The 23,956-nt window shown below is 72.1% G+C and carries 20 protein-coding genes; 14 read left to right on the top strand and 6 right to left on the bottom strand.

What is annotated here, in order from left to right:
* The first annotated feature begins 845 nt into the window (after positions 1-845).
* The 13 genes from SNOUR_RS06650 to SNOUR_RS06590 all read left to right on the top strand — a co-directional run bounded on the left by SNOUR_RS06650 (position 846) and on the right by SNOUR_RS06590 (position 18,409).
* Positions 846-2,402: an ABC transporter substrate-binding protein gene (locus SNOUR_RS06650; protein WP_159425810.1), complete on the top strand. Its 1,557-nt coding sequence runs from the start codon at positions 846-848 to the stop codon at positions 2,400-2,402.
* A complete protein-coding gene (locus SNOUR_RS06645; RefSeq protein ID WP_312632073.1) occupies positions 2,399-3,358 on the top strand; it encodes an ABC transporter permease in 960 nt (319 codons plus the stop codon). Before SNOUR_RS06650 ends, SNOUR_RS06645 begins: the two co-directional genes overlap by 4 nt.
* Positions 3,355-4,242 carry an ABC transporter permease gene (locus tag SNOUR_RS06640; protein WP_067344649.1) on the top strand — a complete coding sequence of 296 codons (888 nt, stop codon included), beginning with the start codon at positions 3,355-3,357 and terminating at the stop codon, positions 4,240-4,242. Before SNOUR_RS06645 ends, SNOUR_RS06640 begins: the two co-directional genes overlap by 4 nt.
* Positions 4,239-6,011, top strand: a complete 1,773-nt coding sequence (locus tag SNOUR_RS06635) for a dipeptide ABC transporter ATP-binding protein (protein WP_079142283.1) — start codon at positions 4,239-4,241, stop codon at positions 6,009-6,011. The genes SNOUR_RS06640 and SNOUR_RS06635 overlap by 4 nt, the downstream gene beginning before the upstream one ends.
* 77 nt (positions 6,012-6,088) lie before the next feature.
* On the top strand, positions 6,089-6,799 hold the full coding sequence (locus SNOUR_RS46035) for a hypothetical protein (RefSeq protein WP_159425809.1): 711 nt from the start codon (positions 6,089-6,091) through the stop codon (positions 6,797-6,799).
* Positions 6,796-7,689 (top strand): alpha/beta fold hydrolase, encoded by an 894-nt coding sequence (locus tag SNOUR_RS46030; protein WP_067344645.1) that lies wholly within the window; start codon positions 6,796-6,798, stop codon positions 7,687-7,689. The genes SNOUR_RS46035 and SNOUR_RS46030 overlap by 4 nt, the downstream gene beginning before the upstream one ends.
* The gene (locus SNOUR_RS06620) at positions 7,686-9,038 is read left to right on the top strand and encodes an amidase (RefSeq protein ID WP_067344643.1); all 1,353 of its coding nucleotides are present in this window, start codon (positions 7,686-7,688) and stop codon (positions 9,036-9,038) included. Before SNOUR_RS46030 ends, SNOUR_RS06620 begins: the two co-directional genes overlap by 4 nt.
* Positions 9,035-11,560, top strand: a complete 2,526-nt coding sequence (locus SNOUR_RS06615) for an FAD-dependent oxidoreductase (RefSeq protein WP_067344642.1) — start codon at positions 9,035-9,037, stop codon at positions 11,558-11,560. Before SNOUR_RS06620 ends, SNOUR_RS06615 begins: the two co-directional genes overlap by 4 nt.
* Before the next feature lie 95 nt (positions 11,561-11,655).
* Positions 11,656-13,497: an asparagine synthase (glutamine-hydrolyzing) gene (asnB, locus tag SNOUR_RS06610; RefSeq protein ID WP_067344640.1), complete on the top strand. Its 1,842-nt coding sequence runs from the start codon at positions 11,656-11,658 to the stop codon at positions 13,495-13,497.
* A gap of 82 nt (positions 13,498-13,579) precedes the next feature.
* Positions 13,580-15,427, top strand: a complete 1,848-nt coding sequence (gene asnB, locus SNOUR_RS06605) for an asparagine synthase (glutamine-hydrolyzing) (RefSeq protein WP_067344638.1) — start codon at positions 13,580-13,582, stop codon at positions 15,425-15,427.
* On the top strand, positions 15,427-16,671 hold the full coding sequence (locus SNOUR_RS06600) for an MFS transporter (RefSeq protein ID WP_067344637.1): 1,245 nt from the start codon (positions 15,427-15,429) through the stop codon (positions 16,669-16,671). The genes asnB (SNOUR_RS06605) and SNOUR_RS06600 overlap by 1 nt, the downstream gene beginning before the upstream one ends.
* 52 nt (positions 16,672-16,723) lie before the next feature.
* Positions 16,724-17,452 carry a GntR family transcriptional regulator gene (locus SNOUR_RS06595; protein WP_067344635.1) on the top strand — a complete coding sequence of 243 codons (729 nt, stop codon included), beginning with the start codon at positions 16,724-16,726 and terminating at the stop codon, positions 17,450-17,452.
* Positions 17,453-17,617: 165 nt separating this feature from the next.
* Complete coding sequence (locus SNOUR_RS06590; RefSeq protein WP_067344633.1) at positions 17,618-18,409, top strand: Pr6Pr family membrane protein; 792 nt, start codon at positions 17,618-17,620, stop codon at positions 18,407-18,409.
* Positions 18,410-18,615: 206 nt separating this feature from the next.
* Here the strand turns inward: SNOUR_RS06590 and SNOUR_RS06585 are convergent, their stop codons facing one another.
* From SNOUR_RS06585 to SNOUR_RS06570, 4 genes are all read right to left on the bottom strand, one after another.
* The gene (locus tag SNOUR_RS06585; protein WP_067344632.1) at positions 18,616-19,335 is read right to left on the bottom strand and encodes a VWA domain-containing protein; all 720 of its coding nucleotides are present in this window, start codon (positions 19,333-19,335) and stop codon (positions 18,616-18,618) included.
* 231 nt (positions 19,336-19,566) lie between these two features.
* Positions 19,567-19,998 carry a PPOX class F420-dependent oxidoreductase gene (locus tag SNOUR_RS06580; RefSeq protein WP_067344630.1) on the bottom strand — a complete coding sequence of 144 codons (432 nt, stop codon included), beginning with the start codon at positions 19,996-19,998 and terminating at the stop codon, positions 19,567-19,569.
* Positions 19,999-20,080: 82 nt separating this feature from the next.
* The gene (locus SNOUR_RS06575; RefSeq protein ID WP_067344628.1) at positions 20,081-20,485 is read right to left on the bottom strand and encodes a thiol-disulfide oxidoreductase DCC family protein; all 405 of its coding nucleotides are present in this window, start codon (positions 20,483-20,485) and stop codon (positions 20,081-20,083) included.
* Positions 20,486-20,629: 144 nt separating this feature from the next.
* Positions 20,630-21,016 carry a DUF5997 family protein gene (locus SNOUR_RS06570; protein ID WP_067344627.1) on the bottom strand — a complete coding sequence of 129 codons (387 nt, stop codon included), beginning with the start codon at positions 21,014-21,016 and terminating at the stop codon, positions 20,630-20,632.
* A gap of 70 nt (positions 21,017-21,086) precedes the next feature.
* On the opposite strand from SNOUR_RS06570, the gene SNOUR_RS06565 reads away from it, so the two are divergent.
* Entirely contained in the window at positions 21,087-21,902 is an 816-nt protein-coding gene (locus SNOUR_RS06565; RefSeq protein ID WP_079142281.1) for a LysR family substrate-binding domain-containing protein, read from the top strand.
* Positions 21,903-21,953: 51 nt separating this feature from the next.
* Here SNOUR_RS06565 and SNOUR_RS06560 read toward each other — a convergent pair whose 3' ends face one another.
* Positions 21,954-23,012: a chitinase gene (locus tag SNOUR_RS06560; RefSeq protein WP_079142279.1), complete on the bottom strand. Its 1,059-nt coding sequence runs from the start codon at positions 23,010-23,012 to the stop codon at positions 21,954-21,956.
* A gap of 141 nt (positions 23,013-23,153) precedes the next feature.
* Complete coding sequence (locus SNOUR_RS06555) at positions 23,154-23,783, bottom strand: TetR/AcrR family transcriptional regulator (protein ID WP_067344624.1); 630 nt, start codon at positions 23,781-23,783, stop codon at positions 23,154-23,156.
* Positions 23,784-23,956: the final 173 nt, after the last annotated feature.

The following is a 23,956-nucleotide window of genomic DNA, read 5'->3' as shown; positions in this document are numbered from 1 at the left end:
GAATTCGCCCCCGTCCCGCACGAAAGAGTCATCAGCGGAAAGCTCAACATCGGCACGGTGGCGCGGGGATCGTCCAGGGCACGCCTCGCATGCATCGCAGTTCCCGCACGCTTCGAGGCGAACTGGAACGGCGGGGTGATTCACACTTCTGCGATGGCCTGCCGACGCACTCCATGGAAGGCGATGGCGCGGGAATGCGTCAAGGGTCTTTGTCGATCGCCTCCGGGCCGACCCTTTTCCATGGAATCAATTCCGGCCTGGCGCGGTGGCCGGTGAGCGGCTTTCCGGCCGTCCGGTGATCGGGCCGCCACCTGCGCGGACGCACCGGTCGGCGGTAGGCGCCCGGGCGCCGCCAGCGACGGTTTTCGGCAGCGAAACCGACCCGGTGGAAGGCCGAGGCTGGCGCGAAAGGTCCGTAGATACGTACCTCTAGACGTATGGGCAACCAGAACCCTCTTGACCTTGCGCTGGGCGGCGTCTGATGATGTCTGCCATGGATGGGTTAGCAGCTGTTGACGTTGCGTCACGGCATCGGGTGCACCACCGGCGCGGCCGGTACGAAGCGACGCGCCGCTCGCTCCCCTCGGACATGTCCGAACGATGTTCCGCCCCGCGACCCCGCGGGCCGAGAGCGGGGCACACCGCCTGCTGAAACCTTGTCCTCAGGTCTCCTCCTTCGTACACCGCGGCGCGCTCCCCTCGGGCTCGACCGAGCGCGGGACCCGGTGTGTGTCCACCTTGGGAAGGGCATGCGAATCCCGTCGAGACACCAGCTCGTGGCGTTGTTGCTGGTCGCAACCGCCGGACTCACGGCGTGTTCCCGCTCCGGGAGCGCCGCCGAGGACATGGGACCCTCTGGTCCTCCCCGTGCGGGCGGCACGCTGACGGTGGCCGCGGACAAGGAACCGGACTGCTACGACCCGCAGGTCAGCCCCGCCGACGTCACCGCCTCCCTCATGCGCAACGTCTACGACTCGCTGATCGCCCAGCGCCCCGACGGCTCCTTCGCCCCGTGGCTCGCGACCGGATGGAAGGTCTCCGGCGACGGCACCGTCTACACCTTCCGATTACGCAGGGGCGTGACGTTCACCGACGGCACCCCGTTCGACGCCACGGCGGTCAAGGTGAATCTCGACCGGGTCGCCGCTCCCGCCACGAAGTCGGAGTATGCCGCTGCCCTCATCGAGCCCTATCGGTCCACGACCGTCGTGGACCGGCACACGGTACGCATCCGGCTCAGCCGGCCCTTCGCTCCGTTTCTGAGTGCCCTCAGCACGACCTACCTCGGATTTCACTCGCCGCGCTCGCTGCACGCCGCCCCGGGAGCGCTGTGCGCGGGCGGACCCTCCGCGGTGGGAACAGGGCCGTTCCGCTTCGTTTCGCACACCAAGGGACTGCAGGCCGAGTTCGTCCGCAATCCCCGCTACGCCTGGGCGCCCCAAGGAGCCGGCCACCAAGGTCCCGCCTACCTGGACACGTTGGTGTACCGCTTCCTGCCCGTCGGCTTCGTGCGGATCGGAGCGCTGCTGAGCGGACAGGCGGAGGTGGCGGACGGAGTCCCGCCCCAGCACACCCGGACCGTACGCGCGGATCGACGGATGCGCCTGATCGGCCAGGTGCCGCCGGGCGTCGGATACACCTACTTCCTCAACACCCGCCGGGCCCCCTTCGCCGACCGGCGGATCCGGCTGGCGGCGGCCTGCGCGCTCGACCGGCACACCCTGCTGGAGTCCGTGTACTTCGGACAGCGACGGCCCGCGGACAGCGTGCTCAGCCCCGCCACTCCCGGACATCACCCCTCGCCCGGCGCGGAGCGGCCCGATCGCGCCCGCGCGGATCGGCTGCTGGACGCGGCCGGCTGGGACCACCGCGACCAGGAGGGCTACCGGACCTGGCACGGTCACCGGCTGAGCGTCGACCTCCCGTTCGTCGCCGACTTCACACCTCCCGAACAACGCACGCTGGACGAAGGCGTGCGCGCCGATCTCGGGAAGGTGGGAATCGAGGTGCGGCTCATCCGGCTGGCCGCCAACGACTTTCTGCCGCGCCGGAACGCGGGGCGGTACGACATGGTGGCCTTCCGCTGGCCGGCCGCCGACGCCGATGTGCTGCGTACCCTCTTCGGCTCGGGACAGACGTTCACACAGGGCGGCTACAACGCCTCCCGCACGTCGGACCCGGCGCTCGACGGATGGCTGCGGAGCGCATCCACCGTCGGGGACCGGGCGCGCCGGGACGTGCTGTACGCCCGCATCCAGCGCCGCATCGCCGCGCAAGGCTATGCCCTGCCGACCGCCGTGGACCGGCGGGTGGTGGGCGCGCACCGGCGGGTGCGCGGGCTGGCGTTCGACGCCCACGCATGGCCGCTGTACCAAGGCGTGTGGCTTGCGGGGGCGCGGTGAGGTCCGGCGTTCCCCGGTACGTCCTGCGCAGGGGCATCGCCGCACTGGCCGTGGTGTGGGGTTCCGTGACGGTCGCCTTCGTCGCGCTGCACCTCATCGGCGGGTCCCCGGTGGACGCCGTCGTCGGCCCTACGGTGAGCGCCACGCCGGGACTGCGTCAGCAGATCATTCGCGCGTACGGCTTCGACCGGCCGCTGGTGGTGCAGTACGGGGTGTGGCTCGGCAAGCTGCTCACCGGCGATCTGGGCTACTCGTACCAGTTGAACGAGCCCGTGCCGCGGGTGCTCGCCGACCAGTTGGGTCCGACATGCCAACTGGCCCTGGCCGCCGTGGGGGTGGCCGTGGTGGTGGCCCTGGCCACCGCACTGCTCGCGGCCGGACGGGGACGGGTCGTCACTGCGGTGGCGGCGGCGGGCGAGATGGCCGCGGTGTCCGTACCGCAGTTCTGGTTCGGCCTGCTGGCCCTCTCGGCGGTGTCGTTCCGCTGGCGGCTGCTGCCGATAGCGGGTGATCAGGGGGTGGCCTCGCTGGTCCTGCCGGCCGTGACACTCGCCGTACCGGTGGCCGGGACGCTTGCGCAGGTGGTGCGGGCGGGGCTGGAGGAGGCCCTCGCCCAGCCGTTCGCGCTGACCGTGCGGGCACGGGGTGTGCGGGAGTCCGCACTGCGGGTGCGGCACGCGCTGCGTCACGCGGCGCTGCCCGCGCTGAACTTGGCGGGGTGGCTCGCGGGCAGCCTGCTGAGCGGTGCGGTGCTGGTGGAAACGGTGTTCGCCAGGCCAGGGGTGGGGCGCGTCCTGATCACCGCGGTCACCGCCAAGGACACGCCCGTCGTGATGGCCGTCGTGATGCTGTCCGCCACCACCTTCACCGTGATCAACCTGCTGGTGGATCTGGTGGTGCCCCTTCTCGACCCCCGCCTGCGCGACGGACGGGCGACGAAGGAGGCGAGGGCATGACGTGCCGCCGGATGCCCTCCGCCCGCCAGGCGCTGACCGCGGCCCGCAAGGCCGTCAGGAGCGCGCGCCCGAGGCTGCCGCTCGGCGGCGGGCTGTCCACCGTTCCCGTTGCGCTGGTGCTCACGGTGACGCTGTTGGCCGCCGTCCGTCCGGAGCTGCTCACCCAGCACGCGCCGGATGCGACGTCCGCGCAGACCCTCCGGCCTCCGGGCGGCGGCCATCTCTTCGGCACCGACGAGCTCGGCCGTGATGTCTTCTCCCGCCTGGTGTACGGCACTCGGCTGTCGCTGCTGATCGGTGCGGGGGCCACGGCCATCGGCGCCATCGTGGGCACACTGGTCGGCCTCGCGGCGGGCCTCTTCGGGAACGCCGTGGACGGGGTGCTGATGCGCTGCACGGAAGTCCTGATGGCCTTTCCCGAGCTGCTGCTCGCGCTGCTGGTCATCACGGTGACCGGACCGGGGACGGCGAACATGGTCCTCTCCGTCGGCATCGCCGGGGCACCGGGGTACGCGCGCGTTGCACGGGCCCGGGTGCTCGCGGTGCGCGGCGCGGGATTCGTGGAGGCCGGCCTCGTGCTGGGCCTGCGGCGCCGTCACCTGGTGACCCGGCACATCCTGCCGAACACGCTCGGCCCGCTGCTCGTCCTCGCCACGGTCGGCTTCGGCGGCGCCATGGTCTCCGGCGCCGCGCTCAGCTACCTCGGGCTCGGTCCCCAGCCACCGTCGACCGACTGGGGGACGCTGCTGGCCGACGGCCAGGAATACCTCCAACTCGCCTGGTGGCCCACGGCCTTCCCCGGCTGTGCGGTGACCGTCCTGGCGATGTCGGTGACCGCCGTCGGCCGTCGGCTCGGCGGCGGCATCATCGGGGTGGGCCGATGACCAGCAGCGCACAGACACATGCCCCGTTGGTCGCGTGTGACGGACTCACCGTGGACTTCGCCGGCCCCGGCGGGCGTGTACCGGCCGTCGACGATGTGACGCTGGCCATCGCTCCCGGCGAGTGCCTGGCACTCGTCGGACGGTCCGGATCGGGGAAGAGCGTCACGGCCCGGGCGCTGGTCGGCCTCGCCGGCCCGGGTGCGCGGGTCACCGCCCGGCGCTGGACGGTCGGGGGGAACGACGTCTCGCGGTGGGGGCCGCGGGCCTGGCGCCGGATACGAGGGCGCGAGATCGGGCTGGTGCTCCAGGACGCGCTGGTGTCGCTCGACGGGATGCGCACCGTCGGAGCCGAGGTGGCCGAACCGCTGCGTGCCCACCGGATCGTGCCGCGTGCGAAGACCGCGGACCGGGTGGCGCGGCTGCTGTCCGAGGTCGGCATACCGGATCCTGTGCGGCGGGCCGCCCAGTACCCCCACCAGCTCTCCGGCGGTCTGCGCCAGCGCGCGCTGCTGGCCGCCGGGCTCGCCGCCGGTCCTGCCCTGCTCATCGCCGACGAGCCCACGACGGCGCTGGATGTCACCGTGCAGGCGCAGGTTCTCGGCCTGCTGGGACGGTTGCGCGACGCGGGCATGGGACTGCTGCTGATCAGTCATGATCTGGCGGCCGTGGCCACGGTGGCGGACCGGGTGGCGGTGCTGCACGACGGCAGCGTCGTGGAAGAGGGACCGGCCGCACGGGTGCTGTCCGATCCGCTCCACGACCGCACCAGGGAGCTGCTGGCCGCCGTCCCGTCGGTCGCTTCGCGCCGCTCCGCCGCGACGGCCCGGCCGGACACCGGATGCCCCACCGCCGTGCCGGGTACCGTCACGGCGCCGCGCACAGAGCAGACCGCCGCGCGTGAGACCCCGTTCGACGGAGCCGGTCCCACCGACGCGGTCCTGCTCGACGTCAGGTCCGTGACCAAGCGTTACCCGGGCCCGCACGGGGAGCGCCGAGCGGCGGTACGAGACGTGTCCTTCCGACTGTACGCCGGACGAACTCTCGGCATCGTCGGCGCGTCCGGGTCCGGCAAGAGCACCACGGCCCGCCTCGTCCTGGGCCTGGAGACACCGGACTTCGGTTCGGTGCACTTCGACGGCGAGCTCTGGAGCGGCCTGGCGGAGCGGCGGCGCCGTCCCCTGCGCCGGCAGATCCAGTTCGTCCAGCAGGACCCGCTGAGTTCCCTCGACCCGCGGTGGACCGTCGGACGGCTGCTGGAGGAGGCGCTGGGCGTGCGGGGCGTGCCCAGCGGTGCCGCCCGCCGTGACGAGGCGGTGCAACTACTGGAACAGGTCGGGCTGGAGGCGGCCCATCTGGCACGGCGGCCGGCGCAGCTTTCGGGCGGGCAGCGGCAGCGGGTCGCCTTCGCGCGTGCCCTGGCCCCCCGGCCCCGCCTGCTGGTCTGCGACGAACCCGTCTCCGCGCTGGACAGCACCGTCCAGGCCCAGATCCTCGGCCTGCTCGCGGGACTGCGCCGACGGTACGGACTCACCATGCTGTTCATCTCCCACGACCTACGGGTCGTCCGCCGGCTCTGCGACCACGTCATGGTCATGCGGGACGGCCAGGTCGTGGAGAGCGGCGGGACCGCAGGGGTCTTCGACCGGCCGCAACACCCCTACACCCAGGCCCTGCTCGACGCGCTCCCCGACTGGGAGCCGGGCACTCGGCCGCCCTGTGCGAGGCGGACCGGGCGCTCGCCGGGCACGACGAGCTCGCCGAACTGGTGAAGAACCCGACCGGGTGCCGCACGCCGTCGTAGGGCATTCGGTCCAGCTGACAACGACGGCGGGAGAGGTGGACCGAGATGGCAGCGGAGCAGACGACGACAAGGCTTCCGAAGCAGCGTTCCGGCGCGGCTGCGCCCGTCGACGGCGGGTATGCGGCCGACATCTTCACGATGAGTGACGCCGAGCGGGTGGCGCTGTGGAAGCAACGCCTCTTCGAGGCCGAGGCGGGCATGACGAAGTACCTGGTGGAGCAGCAGGCCGGCACGGCGCTGGGGGAGTGGTTCGAGATTCAGTCGGCCATCTTCGACGGCCTCCCGGCCCAGGACCCGCCCGTCCCCGCCGACTGGCAACGTGTCTTCTTCCGGGCACAGGCCCTCATCGAGCGCTTCCTGATCAGCCGCTTCGGATACGGCGAGCTGACGGCCTGGGCACGCGCCAACGCGGTGGTGCACGGCGCGGTGGAGCGCGCCGACGGCCGTGGCGCCGCCGATGCCATAGGCCGGGTGGCCCGACAGGCCGAACTGTACGGGTCCGAGATGCAACTGCTGGAGGCATCGCGGGAGCGGGCGGAACTGCTCATCACCCACTGCGGCATCTGGGACTACCGGGAGCGCGCCCGGGCCCGCGGCGTACCGCTCACCCTGAAGTCCCCGTGCGAGTTCTGCACCGCGGCCATCTCGGCCAATATCGCCGCGCGCGGCTATCGGCCCGGCTTCGAACTGATCGAGGACGGCGACGACCACGGTTGCCGCTGGCAGGCCAGCGCTCCCCAGAAGGCGGAGCGTTGAGCGCCCTGCCGCAGCAGAAGCTGCTGCCACACTGTCCGAACGGACCGCACGGGCGGCTGGCGTATGTCGACGAGGGGCCGCGCCGGGCGACGGCCACTCCGCTCGTCCTCATCCACGGATGGGGCGCGGACCTCCATGACTGGGACGCGACGGTGGAGCGCTTCCGGACCCGGAGCCGGGTGATCGCCCTGGATCTTCGCGGGCACGGGAGTTCCGGTCCCTCGCCCAGTGACTACCGGCCGGCGACGCTCGCCTCGGATGTCGTCCGGCTGCTGGACGAACGCGGGGTGGCCGCCCCGGCCGTCGTGGTCGGCCACTCACTCGGCGCCGTGGTCGCCTCCGTCGTCGCCGCGGAGGCCGGCGACCGGGTGGCGGGCCTGCTGGTTCTCGATCCCGCCTACGGACGTCCGGCGGGCCACCGCGACCGTGTGCGGCCATGGCTCGACCAGCTGAGGACCGATCCCACCGAGCTCGCCCCCGACCTCGTCGCCGGTTCGGTCGACCGCACACATCACCCGGAGCTGCGCGCGTACCTCCGCGACCGGGTGCGGCGGACCGACCCGGAGGTGATGCGGCGCACGCTGGCCGATCTGCACCTGCCCGCCGATTCCTTCTCCAGCGAGCCCGCCTCGTCCCGGTACCTGGTGCGCCGCACTGCGCCGGTGCTCGCCCTCAACCGCGACCGGACCCGCGCACGCTGGGAAGCCGGTCTGCTGGCCGGCCCGCCGTCGCGCAGTCTGGTCTGGGCGGACTGCGGTCACTTCCTCCACCTGGAGGCCCCGGAGCGCTTTCATGCCCTGCTCAAACAGTGGCTGGCCCTGCTGGCAGGCGCCGGCGAAGAGACCTTCACCTTCGGATCCGACGTGGTGCGGGCCGGAGGCGGGACATGACGGTCACGGGCGGGCGCAGCGCGTCCGACAACGATGCCGGAACGCCGTTCGTGCCGGGCGTGGCGGAGGCGGCGCGGCTGGTACGCGAGCGCCACCTCTCGCCCCTGGAACTGCTGGAGCGGTGCCTGCGCGGCATCGAACGCGAGGATCCCTGGTTGCGGGCCTTCGACCGCGTCGATGCGGAAGACGCCAGGCGGACGGCCCGGGAGGCCGAGCGCCAGGTGAGGAGCGGCGAACGGCTGGGGCCGCTGCACGGGGTACCGCTGGCCTGCAAAGTGCTGCTGGAGACGGGCGCCACGGGGCGGGCTCCGGCTCAGGCCGTCGCGGCCCTGCGGTCGGCGGGGGCGGTCATCGTCGGCACCACACGGGCTCCGGCACTGTTCACCTTCGACTGTGACACCCGCAACCCGCTCGATCCGGCGCGTACGCCGGGGTGGTCCAGCACCGGGTCCGCGGCGGCGGTCGCGGCCGGTCTGGTGCCCGCGGCGCTGGGGAGCGACACCGTCGGCTCGGTGCGCATTCCCGCGGCTCTGTGCGGCGTGGCCGGGCTGCGTCCCAGTGCCGGCCTGGTCGGGCGGCGCGGGCTGACCGTGATGTCCGAGACCTTTGACGAAGTCGGCCCTATCGCAAGGAATGTGACGGACATTCAGTTGCTTTTCTCCACCCTCTCCGCTGAGCGGCCGAGCGCGCCGCCGGACGACACCGGGCAGCCGGACGTACGGGGGCTGCGGATCGCCGTCCCGGGCGGCTGCTTCTCCGACGGCTGTGTGCCCCGCGCCGTAGAGGCCGTGGAGAAAGCGGCCGGGACACTGTGCTCCCTCGGCGCACAGCTGCGCCATGTCACCGTCGACGCCGAGTACTTCGACAGGGAGCTGACCGCGTCCCTCACGCTCTGGGAGACGGCGTGCCGCTTTCCCGGCGCCCTCCCCGCCGAGCCGGGGATCGCCGCGGCGGTACGGGACGGCCGGCGGATCGGTGCCGAGCGGGCCGCGCAGCTGTCCGGGCGTGTCCGCCGGCTGCGGGAGCGCTGGCGTGCGCTGTTCCGCGAGGCCGAGGTGGACGTCCTGCTCGTGCCCACCGTGCCGGCGCCGGCCGCGGAGCGGGAAGCCACCCACCGCACACGCCCGGACGGGGTACCCGAACCGCTCGCCGCGGCCTACCCGCGGCTGTGCCGACCCGCGTCCGTGACCGGTGCCCCCGCCCTCACGGTGCCCGCCGCCGAACCGGCCGGCCGGGGGCTCCCGCTGGGGGTGCAGTTCCTGGGCGCACCCGGCGGCGACCGGCACGTACTCCGGGCCGGGGCCGCCTATCAGGCGGCAGGTACACCGCCGAACGGAGAGCACCGATGACCGCGACGGACCCCACCCGGTACCCGACGCCGGAGAATCCCGCCGACCGGCCGGCCCGGTACACCGAGGAACTGCATGCGGACCTGGTCGTCGTGGGCGGCGGACTGGCCGGCTTGTGCATGGCGCTGGCCGCCGCACGCGAAGGCGCCGACACGGTCCTGGTACACGACCGGCCGGTCCTGGGCGGCAATTCCTCCAGCGAGGTACGTGTGGTGCCCGCGGGTACGGCGCACTTTTCGGCGTGGGCACGCGAGACCGGCATCGTCGAAGAACTGCTGCTGGAGGACCGGGCCACCAACCATGCGCAATTCTGGGAGGGCGGACTGACCAACTGCGGCTGGGATCTGACGCTGTGGAACGCGGTACGGCAGCAGCCACGGCTGCGCACGGTGCTCAACGCCAGCGTCCGCACCGTCCACGTCGAGGACACCGATGCGGACAGGGGAGGGAGCGCCGGCCGGGGGATCACCATCAGCCGGGTCGACGCCGTACAGCTGACCACCGAGAAGGAACTGAGGCTGCGCGCCCGGCAGTTCGCGGACTGCACGGGCAACGGAACCGTGGGCTACCTCGCGGGCGCCGACTGGGACTACGGGCGGGAGGCCCGGCACGAGTACGGGGAACCGCTGGCCCCGGCCGTCAGGGACTTCTCCACCTCCGGCAGCACCATCACCCTGCGGGCCCGCGACACCGGCCGTCCGGTCCGCTACACGCCTCCCACATGGGCCGAACCGTATGACGCACAGCATCCGATCGGCCCGTTCCGTGAACTGCGCAACATCCACCGCAAGGAGTTCGGCGGCTTCTGGTGGCTGGAGATCGGCTACCCGTTCCACCAGGTGACCGGTGCCGAGGAAGTCCGCGACGAGCTGCTGCGCCACGCACTGGGCGTATGGAACTACCTCAAGAACCACCATCCCCGGCGAAGAGCGATGGCCAACTACGCGCTGGAGTGGATCGGGTCGTTGCCCGGGCGCAGGGAGAGCCGACGGTTGCTGGGCGATGTGGTGCTCAGCGAGTGGGACTGCCACAAGGACGGGCTCTGGCCCGACCGCATCGCCTCCGTCGGCTGGTATCTGGACCTGCATGCCAAGGGAGGGCTGCTGAACAAGTCCGAGCCCGGAGAACCGTCCAAGGCCGACACCGACTACCGGCACTGGACGCGGGTACCGCCCTTCAGCGTGCCGCTGCGCGCCTGCTACAGCCGCAACGTGACGAACCTCTGGCTGGGCGGCCGGTGCCTGAGCGCCACGCATGTGGCACTGGGCGCGCTGCGGGTCCAGCAGATCCTCGGCATGCTCGGTCAGGCGACCGGCGTCGCCGCCGCATACGCGCTGGTCGGCGGCCTGACTCCGCAGCAGACCGCCGACCCCGACGACAAGCACATCGACCGCGTACAGCAGCGCCTGCTCCGAGCGGACGTCCGCATCCACGGGATGCGGGAGCGGTCCGTCACCGGGCTGGAGGTCGAGGCGACCGCCGACAGCCAGGCGCCGCTCGACTTCGGTGCGCCGGACCCCGCCCACGCCCGCCGCCTGCATGTTCCCCGGGCTCTGGTCTTCCCGGTGAGCACCGGGCGGCTGCGCACGGCGGCGGTCCGGCTGCGCAACGACGGCCGGACGACGGCGACGATCGGGTGGCACCTCGCGGAGGTCCCCACGCTGTGGACCCGTACGGACGGGGAACCGGTCGCCCACGGGACGGTGGCCGTGCCACCCGGCACGGCCGAGGTCACCCTGCCGCTGGAGGCCGTGGTACGCCCCGGTCGTCTCCACCGCCTCTCCCTGAGCCCGCTTGCCGGAGAGGCAGCACCGGACGCGGCGGCAGTCCACTGGATCACCGCCACCGACCAGCCGCCCGGCACCACGGCGCAGTACCTGCACAGCGCGGACGGCGGCCCCACCGCGGAGGCGCACTCCTACGGTGTCCCGGCCGCCGGTGAGATCGCCCTGCCCGCCTATCGGCACTGGTGCCAGGACAAGTGGACCGCCTTCACGCTGCGCACCGATCCCGTGCAGTACCCCTACGGCCCGGAGAACGTGGTCACCGGACGGCACTGGCCCGAGACGGGGCCGCAGCTGTGGATGTCCGATCCGCAGGCGTCGCTGCCGCAGAGCCTGGAGCTCAGCTACCCCCGGCCGCTCACCTTCGACGAGGTGCGGCTCCGGTTCGACACCGACCTCAACGCCCGGATCAGCAGCGCTCCCGGCCTGTGGCGGCCCCCGCAGTGCGTCTCCGCCTACCGTGTGCTGAGCCGCCCCGGACCGCACCAACCATGGCGGGAACTGCACCGCGCCGAGGACAACTACCACCGCCTCAACGTCATCCGCCTGCCCGGTGCGGTCCGCGCCCGGCAGGTCCGTGTCGAGGTCCTGGCCGTCGGGCCGCCCGAACCGAGGCGTTTCACCGAGGAGGAGACGGCCTGCTGGCGTGAGGACGGACGGCGGGCCGCCCGGTCCACCCGCCCGCCCGGCTGCCGTGTCTACAGCGTGGGCCTCTACCACGAGGAAGCTCTGCTCTGAGTGCCCGCCCACCCCGCGAACCGCGGTGGCGCGCCCTCCCGCGCCACCGCGCCTGCCCCCACTCCGAAAGCCCGTGAAAGGAACCACCCACCCCCATGTGCGGTATCACCGGCTGGACCGACACCGGGCGTGACCTGGCCTCCCCCGAACACATCGCGACAGCGCGCAACATGACCGACACCATGTCCTGCCGGGGCCCGGACGCCTCCGGCCTGTGGCGGTCCACCCGGGCGACGCTCGGCCACCGCAGGCTGTCGGTCGTCGACCTGACCGGCGGAACACAGCCGATGACGGCCGCCCCGGAGCGGGAGGACCTCGTCATCACCTACAGCGGAGAGGTCTACAACTTCCGCGAACTGCGCTCCGAACTCATCGCGCGCGGCCACCGCTTCCGTACCCGCTCGGACACCGAAGTGGTGCTGCGCGGCTGCCTGGAATGGGGACCCGAAGGACTCGCCCCACGCCTGAACGGCATGTACGCCTTCGCCGTCTGGGACGCACGCGCCGACGCACTGTGGCTGGTCCGGGACCGGCTCGGCATCAAACCCCTCTACTTCCACGCCTATACGGGCGGGGTGCTGTTCGGGTCGGAACCCAAGGCACTGCTCGCCAACCCGCTCTTCGAGGCGGCACTCGACGACACCGGGATCGCCGAACTCTTCGCCGTGCCCAGCGCGCCCACCCCCGGGCACGGTGTGTACCGCGGTCTGCGGCAGGTTCGCGCGGGCCACCTCGTCCGGGTCCAGGGCGACACGCTGCGCGAGATCCGCTACTGGACGCCCTCGGCCCGTCCGCACACGGACGGGCCCGCCGAGACCACTGCCCGGGTGCGGGAACTGCTCGAAGACACCGTGGAACGGCAGCTCGTATCCGACGTCCCCCTGTGTGCGCTGCTCTCCGGAGGGGTGGATTCCAGCGCGATCTCCTCGCTCGCCGCGCGGTCGCTGGCCCGGACGGGGGAGAAGCTGTCCACCTACTCGGTGGACTTCCCCGGAGCCGAGAGCGCCTTCCGCCGCACCGCCTGGCACGACAGCCGCGACGAGCCGTACGCACAGGCCGCCGCCGCGCATATCGGCACCCGGCACACCACGATCCTCGTGGACTCCGACGAGCAGCGCACTCACGAGGAGACCGCACTGCGCGCCAGGGACCTGCCTGGCTGGGGTGAGATGGACGTCTCCCTGCACCTGCTCTTCGCCCGGGTCAGCCGGCGCTCCACGGTCGCCCTGTCCGGGGAGGCCGCCGACGAGGTCTTCGGCGGCTACCCCTATTTCCGGGACGAGGCCGCGCTGGCCGCCGACACCTTCCCCTGGCTCAAGGGCCGTACCGCCCCCGCCACCCTGTTGCGCGAGGAGGTCCGCGCTCGCGTACGGCCCGAGGAGTACGTGCACGACCGCTACGCCGATGCCGTGGCCGAGACCCCGCGGCTGGAAGGGGAGCGGGGGCGCGACGCACGCATCCGCGAAGTCTCCCACCTCGCCCTCACCCGCTGGCTGCCCGCCCTGCTGGACCGCAAGGACCGGATGAGCATGGCCACGGGCCTCGAGGTACGGGTGCCGTTCTGCGATCACCGGCTGGTGGAGTACGTCGTCAATGTGCCCTGGTCCCTGCGAGAAGCCGGCGGCCAGGAGAAGCACCTGCTGCGCAGGGCCGTCGCCGACCTGCTGCCCGCCTCGGTGCTGAACCGGCGCAAGAGCGCCTTTCCCGCCAACCCCAGCCCGGGGTTCGCACAGGTGCTGCGCACACGCGTACACGACCTGCTCGCCGACCGTCGGGCACCCGTCTTCGACCTCGTCGACCGGGCGGCCGTCCGCCGCCGCGTCGAGCGGGGCGAAGCCCTGCCCAGCCCCCGCGCCGCCGGCAGCGCCATAGCGGGCCTGAGCTATCTGCTGAGCGTGGACACCTGGCTCCGCACCTACCGCGTCGCCATCCGCTGAACCCGAGCGGGTCGCCCCGACGTCCTCGACCACTCGACAACAGCAGGCCCACACGAAAGAAGCAGGAAGGAAACGAACCAGCATGTGCGGCATCACCGGATGGGTGGACCACCATCGATTCCCGCCCGCCGGGGCGGTCCAGGACACCGGCCGTGGCCTCGAGGCGGAGCGCCTGCTGAGCGCCATGACCGCGACGATGGCCTGCCGGGGCCCCGACGACTCGGGCACCCTGCTTCACGGCCCGGTCGCCCTGGGGCATCGGCGGCTCGCCGTCCTCGACCCGGAGGGCAGCGTCCAGCCGATGACCAGGGGCAGCGACGGCCGGGAGTTCTCCCTCGTCTACAGCGGAGAGCTGTACAACTACCGTGAACTGCGCAGCGAACTGGCCACCCAGGGACACCGTTTCCGCACCACCGGAGACACCGAGGTCGTCCTCGCCGCCTGGCAGGAATGGGGCCCGGCGGCCGCCGAACGCTTCAACGGCATGTACGCCTTCGCCGTCTGGGACGCACACGCACGGGAACTGTGGCTAGTCCGCGACCGGTTGGGCATCAAGCCGCTCTGCTATCTGCCGCTGCCCGGCGGCGTCGCGTTCGGTTCCGAGCCCAAGGCGCTGCTCGCCCATCCGGCGGCCGTGCCCCGCGTGGACGGCGAAGGACTGGCACAGCTCCTGCTGCCCCTGCTGAAAGTACCCGGCCGCACTCCGTACGCCGCATTGCGCGAACTCCCGCCCGGCCACCTGCTGCACGTCCGGGCCGACGGCAGCCACGGACAGCGGCGCTACTGGGCGCCCCGGCCCGAGGAACACGGCGACGACCCCACCAAGAGCGCCGCCCAGGTACGGGAACTGCTTGAGGACATCGTCGCCCGACAGCTCGTCGCCGATGTCCCCGTGTGCACGCTGCTGTCCGGCGGGCTGGACTCCTCGGCCCTCACCGCCCTCGCCGCCGGCCGCGCCGAGGATCGGATCCGGTCCTTCTCCGTTTCCTTCACGGGCAGTTCGACCCCCACCGAGGACGGGCCGTATGCGCGGCAGGCCGCCGCACATCTGCACACCGACCACCGGGAGATCGTCCTGCCGGGCGAGCGGCTCGCCGACCCCGCGGTACGGCGCGACAGCGTGCTCGCGCGCGACCTCCCCAACGGCATCGGCGATCTCGATCTGAGCCTGCACCAGCTCTTCGCCGCGGTCGGGGAGCATGCCACCGTCGCCCTGTCGGGAGAGTCGGCCGACGAAGTCTTCGGCGGCTACCGCTGGTTCCACCACCCGGATGCCGTCGGGGCCGACACCTTCCCCTGGCTGGCCGACACCCCTGCCCACGGTCGGCTGCACCAGCGCATCCTCGCCCTGTTCCGCAAGGACCTGCGAGAACGGCTCGCGGTCGACGACTACGTCGCCGACCAGTACCGCACCGCTCTCGCCGAAGTCCCGCACGCCCCGGCCGGCGACCCCGTGGAACGCCGGATGCGCGAGATATCCCATGTCGCCCTCACCCGGTTCCTGCCGACCCTGCTCGACCGCAAGGACCGGCTCAGCATGGCCGTCGGCCTGGAAGTGCGCGTGCCGTTCTGCGACCACCGGCTGGTGGAATACGTCCAGGGCCTTTCCTGGCGCACCCGGACCCACGACGGCCGGGAGAAGAGCACACTGCGCGCAGCCGTCCGCGACCTGCTGCCGGACTCCGTACTGCACCGGCCCAAGGTGCCCTACCCGTCGACTCCCGACCCCCGCTACGCCCAGGCGCTCCGCGAGCAGCTGGCCACCCGCCTGGCCGACCCGCACTGCCGGCTCCCCGAGCTCTTCGACGAGCGCGCCCTGCACGCGGCCGTCACCGCATCCGAACGGGGCAGCCTCATCAGCAACCTCGGCGCGGAACTCGCCCTGAACTTCGACGTCTGGCTGCGCACCTACAACCCGGAGCTGCCCTGATGGAAACCCCCCTGCCCGCCACCGATGCCGGCGCCGCCCGGGCCCCGGGCACCGGTTCCGCCCCGCCCCGCCTCCCGCGGCTGCTGCTGGGCTATCTACCGCTCTATCTCTTCCTCTTCCTGGTGGGCGCCGAGATGTATCTCGTGGCACCACTTCTGCCCACGGTCGCCGCCGACATCGGTGTGCCGGTCGCCGGTGCCGCGCATCTGGTCACCGCCTACGTCCTGGTCCAGGCGGTGGCCGGACCGCCGCTCGGCCTGGCCAACTCCCGCTGGGGGCCGCGGCGCATGGTCGGCATCGGCGCCTCGCTCTTCATCGCGGGCAACGCGACCGCCGCGCTGAGCGGGGACTACGGCGTGCTGATCGCTTCCCGTGCCGCCGCCGGATTCGGGGTGGCCATGGCCGGCCCGGCCATCTGGGCCTGGATCGCCGCCAGCGCCCCCGAGGCCGTACGGGGTACGGCCATGGGCGCCGGGATGGGCGCCTTCGCGCTCGGCCAGGTGCTCGGCGTGCCCGTCGGCGGTTTCGCCGCCGATCTCGCCGGCTGGCACAGCCCGTTCGTGCTACTGGGCGCGGCGGCCCTGGCGGCACTCCCGCTGATGCTCTACGGGCTGCGGCACAGCGGTGAACACCACCGGCACCAACGGGCACAGGACACCGGGGCGCGCGTCCTGTGGCGGGTGTGGACCCGCGCCCGGCTGCGCCGCGCCCTGATCGTCACCTTCCTCTTCCACGCGGCGAGCCTGGGGGCGTACACCTACCTGCCGGACATCCTGGGTTCCCGGTACGAGCTGTCCACGTCCGCACTGGGTGCCGTCGGGCTGCTCAGTGGTCTGGGCATGTTCATCGGGGCGTCGCTCGGCGGCCGGTTCGGCGACGCCGTACGGGCCCGCGGCCGAGGCGAGGCGGTGCTGCTTCCGCTGTGGGCCACCACGCTGCTGGTGACACTGACGGTCGCGGTCGGTCCCCGGTCGCTGTGGCTCAACCTGGCCGCCGTCCTGGTGTGGTTCATCGCCGCCGGAGCTTTCGACACCAACCAGCAGACCCTGGTCGCCTCGCATTCCGACGGTTTCACCGCCGTCGCCCTGTCCTGGAACCTCGCCGTCCTGTATGCGGCTGCCTCCTGGGGCGTGTGGCTGATGGGCGTCCACGGCGTGAGCGTCACGGTGGTCATCGGGGTGGGAACCGTAATGGCGGCGTTGGCCGTCGTCATCGCCGTACTGGGAGCCTGGCGTGCGAGGTGAGATACTGCGCCGCACGACTGCGCCCCTCTTTCAGGCCGAGCCCGGATACCGCATGATCACTCATTCCTCCCCGATCCCGCTCTATCACCAGATTGCGAGCGTGCTGCGCCAGCGGATTCTCGACGGCACCTACCCCGCCCACCATCAACTTGCGCCCGAGCAGGACCTGGCGCGCGAGTTCGGCGTGAGCCGGGCGACGGTGCGGCAGGCCCTTCTCGACCTGGTCGAAAGCGGCCTGCTGGCACGGCAGCACGGCCGTGGCACCTTCGTTCTCGACGTCGCGCGGAAGCCGATGCGGTATGTCTTCAAGGGCGATATGAACGACCTGTTGACGGCAGCATCGTCCAACGCCCACGCCGTGAGGGAGATCTCCATCCTGCACCGGCGGCGGCTCCCGGAAGAGGTGGCGGCGGAACTCGGCCTGCCGGAAGGGCGCGGCACGATCGTCGAGCGCTTGATGTTCGCCGGGGAAGCCCCCTTCGCCTTCCACCGCAACTTCCTCTGCGACGCGCACGGCAAACTGCTGACCAAGCGGGGCCTGAAGTCGGCCGGCGTCCTGCACATCCTCCAGCAGGCGGGGGTCCATCTGACGAGCGCGCGACAGTCCATCCTGGCCCGGCCCGCCGATCTGGACATCGGCGAGAAACTGGGCATCGGCCGAGGCGGTGTGGTCCTGCAGACGCAGCGCACGGCACGTTTGGCAACCGGCGCGCCGGCGGAGGTCTCGCACTCGTGGTACCCCGCCGACATGTACGGCTACACCGTCGAGTTCAGCGTCTGACCACGGTGGCCCTGGGCGGCGGCAGGCCGGGCCGGGTCAGGGGGCCGCGGACGGGAAGCCCAGTCGGTTCGAGCGATCCGCGGGGCGCGGTGGCGAAGGCGTCTCGGCAGGGGCGTCCGCGGTGATCGTGGCCTCGCCCACAGGGCCGGGCCGTACGGTGGACCAATGCCTGATCCGACACCCCCCACCACGCCGGCGGCCGTCGCCGCCCCCGCCGAGTCCACGGCTCGGCCCGGCCTGCCCGACGCGGCGGCCGTCCCCGCACCCTCCTGTGGTGGCCGCCGTCCCGTCGCGGCGGTCTTCCGCGCGCTGGCGGCCCTGACCGGAGTCACCGGGATCGTGCTGGACACGATCGACTCCCATGATCTGGGCCGGCTCTTCAGCTACTTCACGATCCAGTCCAACATCCTGTTGGTCCTCGTCTTCGCCTGGTCCGCGCACCGCGCCTGGACCGGTCGTCCCGCCCTCTCGCCGCGGATCACCGGCGCGGCGCTGCTCTACATCTGCATCACCGGGCTCGTCTTCCACTTCGTCCTGTCGAACGACTCCAGCGGCTTCTCCATGACCAGCCACCGGACCCCCGTCGAATCGGTCGCCAGCCAGCTCCTCCACACCGCGACCCCCCTCGCCGCGGTCCTGGACCGGATCCTCTTCACCGCCCCCGGCGCCTTCCTGTTCCGCTACGCCTGGCAGTGGCTCGTCTACCCGATCCTCTACCTTCCCTTCGCCCTCATCCGTGGCGCCCTCCTCGCCCCCGGCACCGACGGCCGCTACCCCTATCCCTTCCTCGACGTCGACCTCCACGGCTACGCCGGCATCGCCACCAACGCGGCCGTCTTCGCCCTGGCCTTCTACGCCCTCGCCCTCGCCCTCGTCCTCCTCGACCGCATACGCCCCCGCCGGCGCGGCCCCGGGGGCCGGATGCCGTCCACCGGGTCCGGCCCGCTGGATGCCTGACGTCAACGGACGCACGGCACGGCGGTGTTCATGGTCGGCGCCGACCCGGGAAGGCAGCCGGTGCAACGTCGGCGACGGCGGCTTCCGTTTCGGCGGCGACCTGGACACGGGCGGGGTCTCGTCCCACCTGCCGTCCGGCGCCCGGCGCACACCGGGCGCCGCTCGGCCCGTTCTCCGGGCGAACGGCGGGGTGTTGTGGGCACGGCCTAGGGGAGGATCTCCTGGGCGCGAGCGGCCGCCAGCCAGGTGGGGAATTCCCCGAGCAGCCGGTCGAAGAGGTCCGCGTCGGGCAGGGCGCTGGGGGTGGTGCCGGCGGGGAAGAAGCCGGCGTTGTCGACGATCCTGCGGCGGGGGACCGGGAGTTCGTCCAGCCGGCGGAGGAAGTCGAACTCCCGGTGCTCGGGGTCGCCGAAGCCGATGAACTGCCAGAACAGCGGCAGCCCGGCGGCCTTGCACAGCCACTTCTCGGCAGCGGTCCGGCTGGTGGGCCCACCGTCGGTCTGGAACACCACCAGCGCCGGTGCCCGCGCCCCGGACGCGAGGTAGTGGTCGAGTACGGCGTCCATCCCGGCCTCGTAGTGGGTGCGCCCCATGTGCCCCAGTTGTTCGTGGTAGGCGGCCACCCGCCCCTGGTAGGAGTCCAAGCTGATCTCGTGCACGCCGTCGACGTCGGTGGAGAAGAACACCAGCGGGACGACCGCGTCGTCGTCGAGATGCGCGGAGACCGCCAGGACCTGTTCGGCCAGGTGCTGCATCGTGCCGTCCTTGTAGTACGGGCGCATCGAGCCCGACCGGTCCAGCACCAGGTACACCGCGGCCCGCTGCCCCTGCAGCCCGTGCTTGCGCAGGCTGACCCCCGCCTGCTTGTAGAGGTTCACCAGCGGCGGCGCGGCCTGCTCCACCTTTTCCAGACTCAGCGGACTCATGTCGATCGAGCTCCTTTCCCCCCGGGGAGCCTACGCATCCCGCTGCCGGAGCCACCGCGGTACGTCGCGCGCAGGGCACAACCGTCGCCACGCCCGCGTGCGGAGCAGGGGACGCGGGTCGGGAGGTCCGCCGAGGCCGTCCGACAGGAAGGCGCCCACGGCGGGGCGGTCGAGCTCGTCGGCCAGGCCGGCGAATCTCAAGGGGTGCGGGCGGTGCGGTGGTGGACGGCGTCAGCGCAGCTTGGCGCCGTATACGTGGTCCACCGTCATCGTCATGAGCACCCTGCGGTCGGAGACCATCACCGAGCGGTACTCCTCCCAGTCGGGGTGCTCCCCGGCGGCGAGCCGGTAGTAGCGCACCAGCGCCTCGACCTCAGGGCCGTGCGGCTCCGTACCCGGGCCGGTGAGCGTCACCGTGCCCTCGGCGGTGGCCCAGGACCCGCCGTCGGCGCTGGTGACCTCCAGCGCGGCTCGCGGGTCCCGGCGCAGATTCGCGGTCTTGGCCCGTCCCTCGGTCATCGAGACATAGAGGAGGTCGGCCTCCCGGTCGTAGAAGGGCATGACAGGGGAGAGCTGGGGGCGGCCGTCCGACTTGATCGTCGCGAGCACCCCGAGGCGGCTCTCCGCGAGAAGCGCGCGCGGTGGGAAAGGCGTAGCGGTCATGTCCGGTACAGCCGCGGCGGCCGGCCGGCTATTCCCGGCGGGGGCGCGACGCCGGATACCGGGTGCCCAGCGGTTCCGGCCGTCAACGGCCCGCGTTCGGGCGGGCGTTGGCCGGCAGGGCGCAGGCCGCGGTGCCGCCGGGCATGCGGTGACGGTTGTCGGCGATCAGGCGGTAGGCGGCGTGCGCGAACCAGCGCAGCGCGGGGAGCGTGAGGACGGCGCCGGCGACGGCCCACGGGCCACCCGCGTTCAGCAACACCTTGGCGACGGCCCGGGCGCCGCCGTGGACCGTGCCCGTCGGGGTGATCCACAGCACCTCGTGCTCGGCGCGCTGCTGGGTGACCCCGAGTTCCTCCAGGTCCGCGAACTGCCAGGCGGTGATCCGGCAGCGGGGGCGGATGTGTCGCTCGGCGAAGCGCACGGAGGTGGTGCAGAAGCCGCAGTCACCGTCGTAGACCAGTGCGGGTCGGGTCCTCGAAGCCGTCATGTGCCCATCATGTCGGGTCGCCGCGATACGGGACACACCCGGTGATGCCGTATGCCGAGCGCGAACGGCCGACCGGCGGGGGAGAGGGGGCGGCCGACCGACGGGGAGGGAAGGGCCGGCCCCTCGCTCCCCGTGGTGGGGTGCTTACGCCTCGTCCTCGGTGCGCTGCTTCTCCTTCAGGCGGGCCGTCTCCTTGCGGACCTCGGCCTGGGTGGCGCGCTCCTTCCGTAGCCACTCGGGGTTCTCCGTCTTCAGCGCGTCGACCTGCTCCGTGGTCAGGGCGTCGGTGACGCCGGCACGGGCCAGACCGGAGATGGAGACGCCCAGCTTCGCGGCGACCACCGGGCGGGGGTGGGGGCCGTTGCGCCGCAGCTCGCGCAGCCACTCGGGCGGATCCGCCTGGAGCGCGTTGAGCTCGGCGCGCGAGACCACGCCCTCCTGGAACTCGGAGGGGGTGGCCTGGAGGTACACACCCAGCTTCTTCGCCGCGGTGGCGGGCTTCATCGTCTGGGCGGTCTGGTGCGACGTCATGGCTCCAGGGTATCGAGCGTGCGCACCACCTCTGACCACGGCCTCTGACCACGGCGGGTAACCTGGCGGGGTGACAGGCTCGGAGACTTCCCCCTCGTTCCGGCTCGCGTATGTACCGGGAGTGACACCCGCCAAGTGGGTGCGGATCTGGAACGAGCGCCTGCCGGACGTACCGCTCACGCTGCACCAGGTGTCCGCCGGCGAGGCGGCCGAGGTGCTGCGGAGCGGTGCCGCCGACGCGGGTTTCCTGCGGCTGCCGGTCGATCGCACGGAACTCAGCGCGATCCCGCTCTACACCGAGACGTCGGTGGTCGTGGTGCCGAAGGACCACCTGATCGCCGCGTTCGACGAGGTGTCCGTCGACGATCTCGCCGACGAGATCTTGCAGCACCCGCTCGACGACACCCTGGACTGGGAGCGGCCCCCGGGGCGGCCCGCGATCGAGCGCCCGGCCACGACGCCGGACGCCCTCGAACTGGTGGCGGCCGGGGTCGGGCTGCTCATCGTCCCGCAGTCGCTGGCCCGCCTGTACCACCGGCGGGACCTCGTCTACCGGACGATCACCGGCGCGCCCCAGTCCCAGGTCGCGCTGTCGTGGCGCGAGGACCGGACCACCGATCAGGTGGAGGACTTCATCGGGATCGTCCGCGGACGGACGGTGAACAGCTCCCGGGGCCGCCGCACGGCCGAGGAGGCGCAGCAGAAGCCGTCCGGCAAGAAGGACCAGAAGGAGCACAAGGGCCAGAAGGCTCAGCAGGGGCAGTCGGGCGGCAAGGGCGGCGGGGCGGCGCGGGGCAAGGCGCCGGCCGGGCGCGGGCCGCGGCGCGGAGCCGGTGCGGCGGCCAAGGACGCGGGCGGGCGCGGTCGGCCGCGCCGGCGGTCCTAGGGTCTGTCCGATGGGTCATGGCCGGGGCCGCGTCGCTCGTGCGCCCCGGCCTCAGCGGCCCTGGGCGGACCTGACGTTGTCACCGAAGGTCCAGCCCTTCGCGCCGTCCCAGTTGAGGGACCAGGTCATCAGGCCCTTCAGGCCGTTGCGGTAGGTGTTCCACGCCTGGGTGACCAGGTCCGGGGGCATATAACCGCCGCCCGCGCCGGGCTGGGCGGGCAGGCCGGGCACCTGCTTGTCGTAAGGGACCTTGACGGTGGTGCCCTGGATGGTCAGGCCCTTGTCCAGGCAGTCGGTCTGCCGGGTGAAGCCCTCGACGGTGCCGGCCTCGTAGGAGTCGCCGGAGCACCCGTACATGCTGCCGTTGTAGTACTGCATGTTCAGCCACCAGAGGCGGCCGTTGTCGGCGTACTTCTTGATGATCGGCAGGTATGCGCCCCAGATCGAGCCGTAGGTCACGCTGCCACCGGTGACATAGGCGGTCTCGGGGGCCATGGTGAGGCCGAAGCCCGCGGGCATCTGGGCGAGGATGCCGTCGATGATGCGGATGAGGTTGGCCTGGGAGGGGGACAGCTGGTTGATGTCGCCGCTGCCGCTGAGGCCGGTCTCGATGTCGATGTCGATGCCGTCGAAGTTGTACTTCTTCAGGAGCGGCACGATCGTCGCGACGAAACGGTCCGCGACCGCGGTGGAGTTGAGGTCGATGCCGGCCGTGGCACCGCCGATGGACATCAGGATCGTCGCGCCGTCGCTCTTGGCCTGGCACATCTCGGCCGGGGTCGGCACCTTCACCGTCGCGTCCATGCCGTCCTCCCAGAGGGCGGTGCCGTCCGAGCGGATCACGGGGAACGCGGCGTTGATGACGTTGTAGCCGTGGGCGCGGATCTGGGGGTCGGTGATCGGGGTCCAACCGAACGGCGGGTGGACGCCGTTGGCCGCGCCGTCCCAGTTCTCCCAGTACCCCTGGAGGACCTTGCCGGTGGGCTTCGCCTTCGTGGCGCAGGTGTCGCTGCGCGGCGCGGCGGTGGCGGGTGCCGCGGCGCCCAACATCGGCAGGAGGCAGACGGCCGCGAGGCCGGCTTTCAGCAGACGCGCTATCCGACCGGTCACGCTGTGCTCCCTTCGCGCCACGACAGGCGTCGGCGGCGGGGAATCGGGGGGTGGTGCGCACACCGTAGATTGGTCCATACCTTTCGTCAATGGGTAGGGAGTGGGCGGGAGTTGAGGTGCGGACGACCCCTTGGCGAGGGGTCAGGAGTCCGTGCGGCGGGTGCGGCGGGCCCGGGAGGCGGCCTTGATCACGAGCGGGAGGTAGGTACCGGGGAGCTCGTCCGGCGGAAGGTGGTCCGGTTCGACCAGGCTCTGGGCGAGCGAGCCCTCGTGGAGGGCGGTGACCAGTCGGGCGAGGGAGTCGAGAGCGACGGTGGGGCGCCGCCCAAGGCGGTCGAAGAGGACCGCCAGCAGTTCGGCGATCTCCGCGCGGAGGCGGCGGTCGTGCTCGGCGAGCGTGCGGGCGGTGTCCGGGTGCCGGATGGCGTGCAGGGTGAACTCCGTCGACAGCAGGTACCAGCGGCGCTCGGTCTCGTCCAGCGCGCTGGTGCGGCTGATCAGCGTGCGCAGCGGGTCCTCGGTGTCCTGCATCTCCTCGACCGCCGCGGCGAGCCGCTCGACCACACGCCGGGCGTGCAGGTCGAAGAGGGCGAAGAACAACTCTTCCTTGGTGCGGTAGTTGGAGTAGAACGCGCCACGGGTGAGGCCGGCGCGCTCGCAGATCTCCTCGATGGACGCGCCGTGGAAGCCGCGGTCGGCGAACGTCTCCCGCGCCGCCTCCAGTAGGCGCGCGGTGGTCTGCGGGCGGCGCTTGGTCGGTCCCTTGGGCAACGCTGACCTCCACGGGTATTCAGGCGCCGACGTGACCCCGCTCACGGTACAACCGCGTATGGGATACGAATCTGTATCCCATACGGCCTGCATCCGGGCGTTCCGGGTGCCCGTGAGGTCCGTGCACCACGCCTGTACGGGCCGTGTGCCAGCCCGTAGGACCCGTGCGTCGG

The sequence above is a fragment of the Streptomyces noursei ATCC 11455 genome (assembly GCF_001704275.1).
Taxonomy (GTDB): domain Bacteria; phylum Actinomycetota; class Actinomycetes; order Streptomycetales; family Streptomycetaceae; genus Streptomyces; species Streptomyces noursei.
This window is presented reverse-complemented; position numbering and strand designations above follow the sequence as displayed.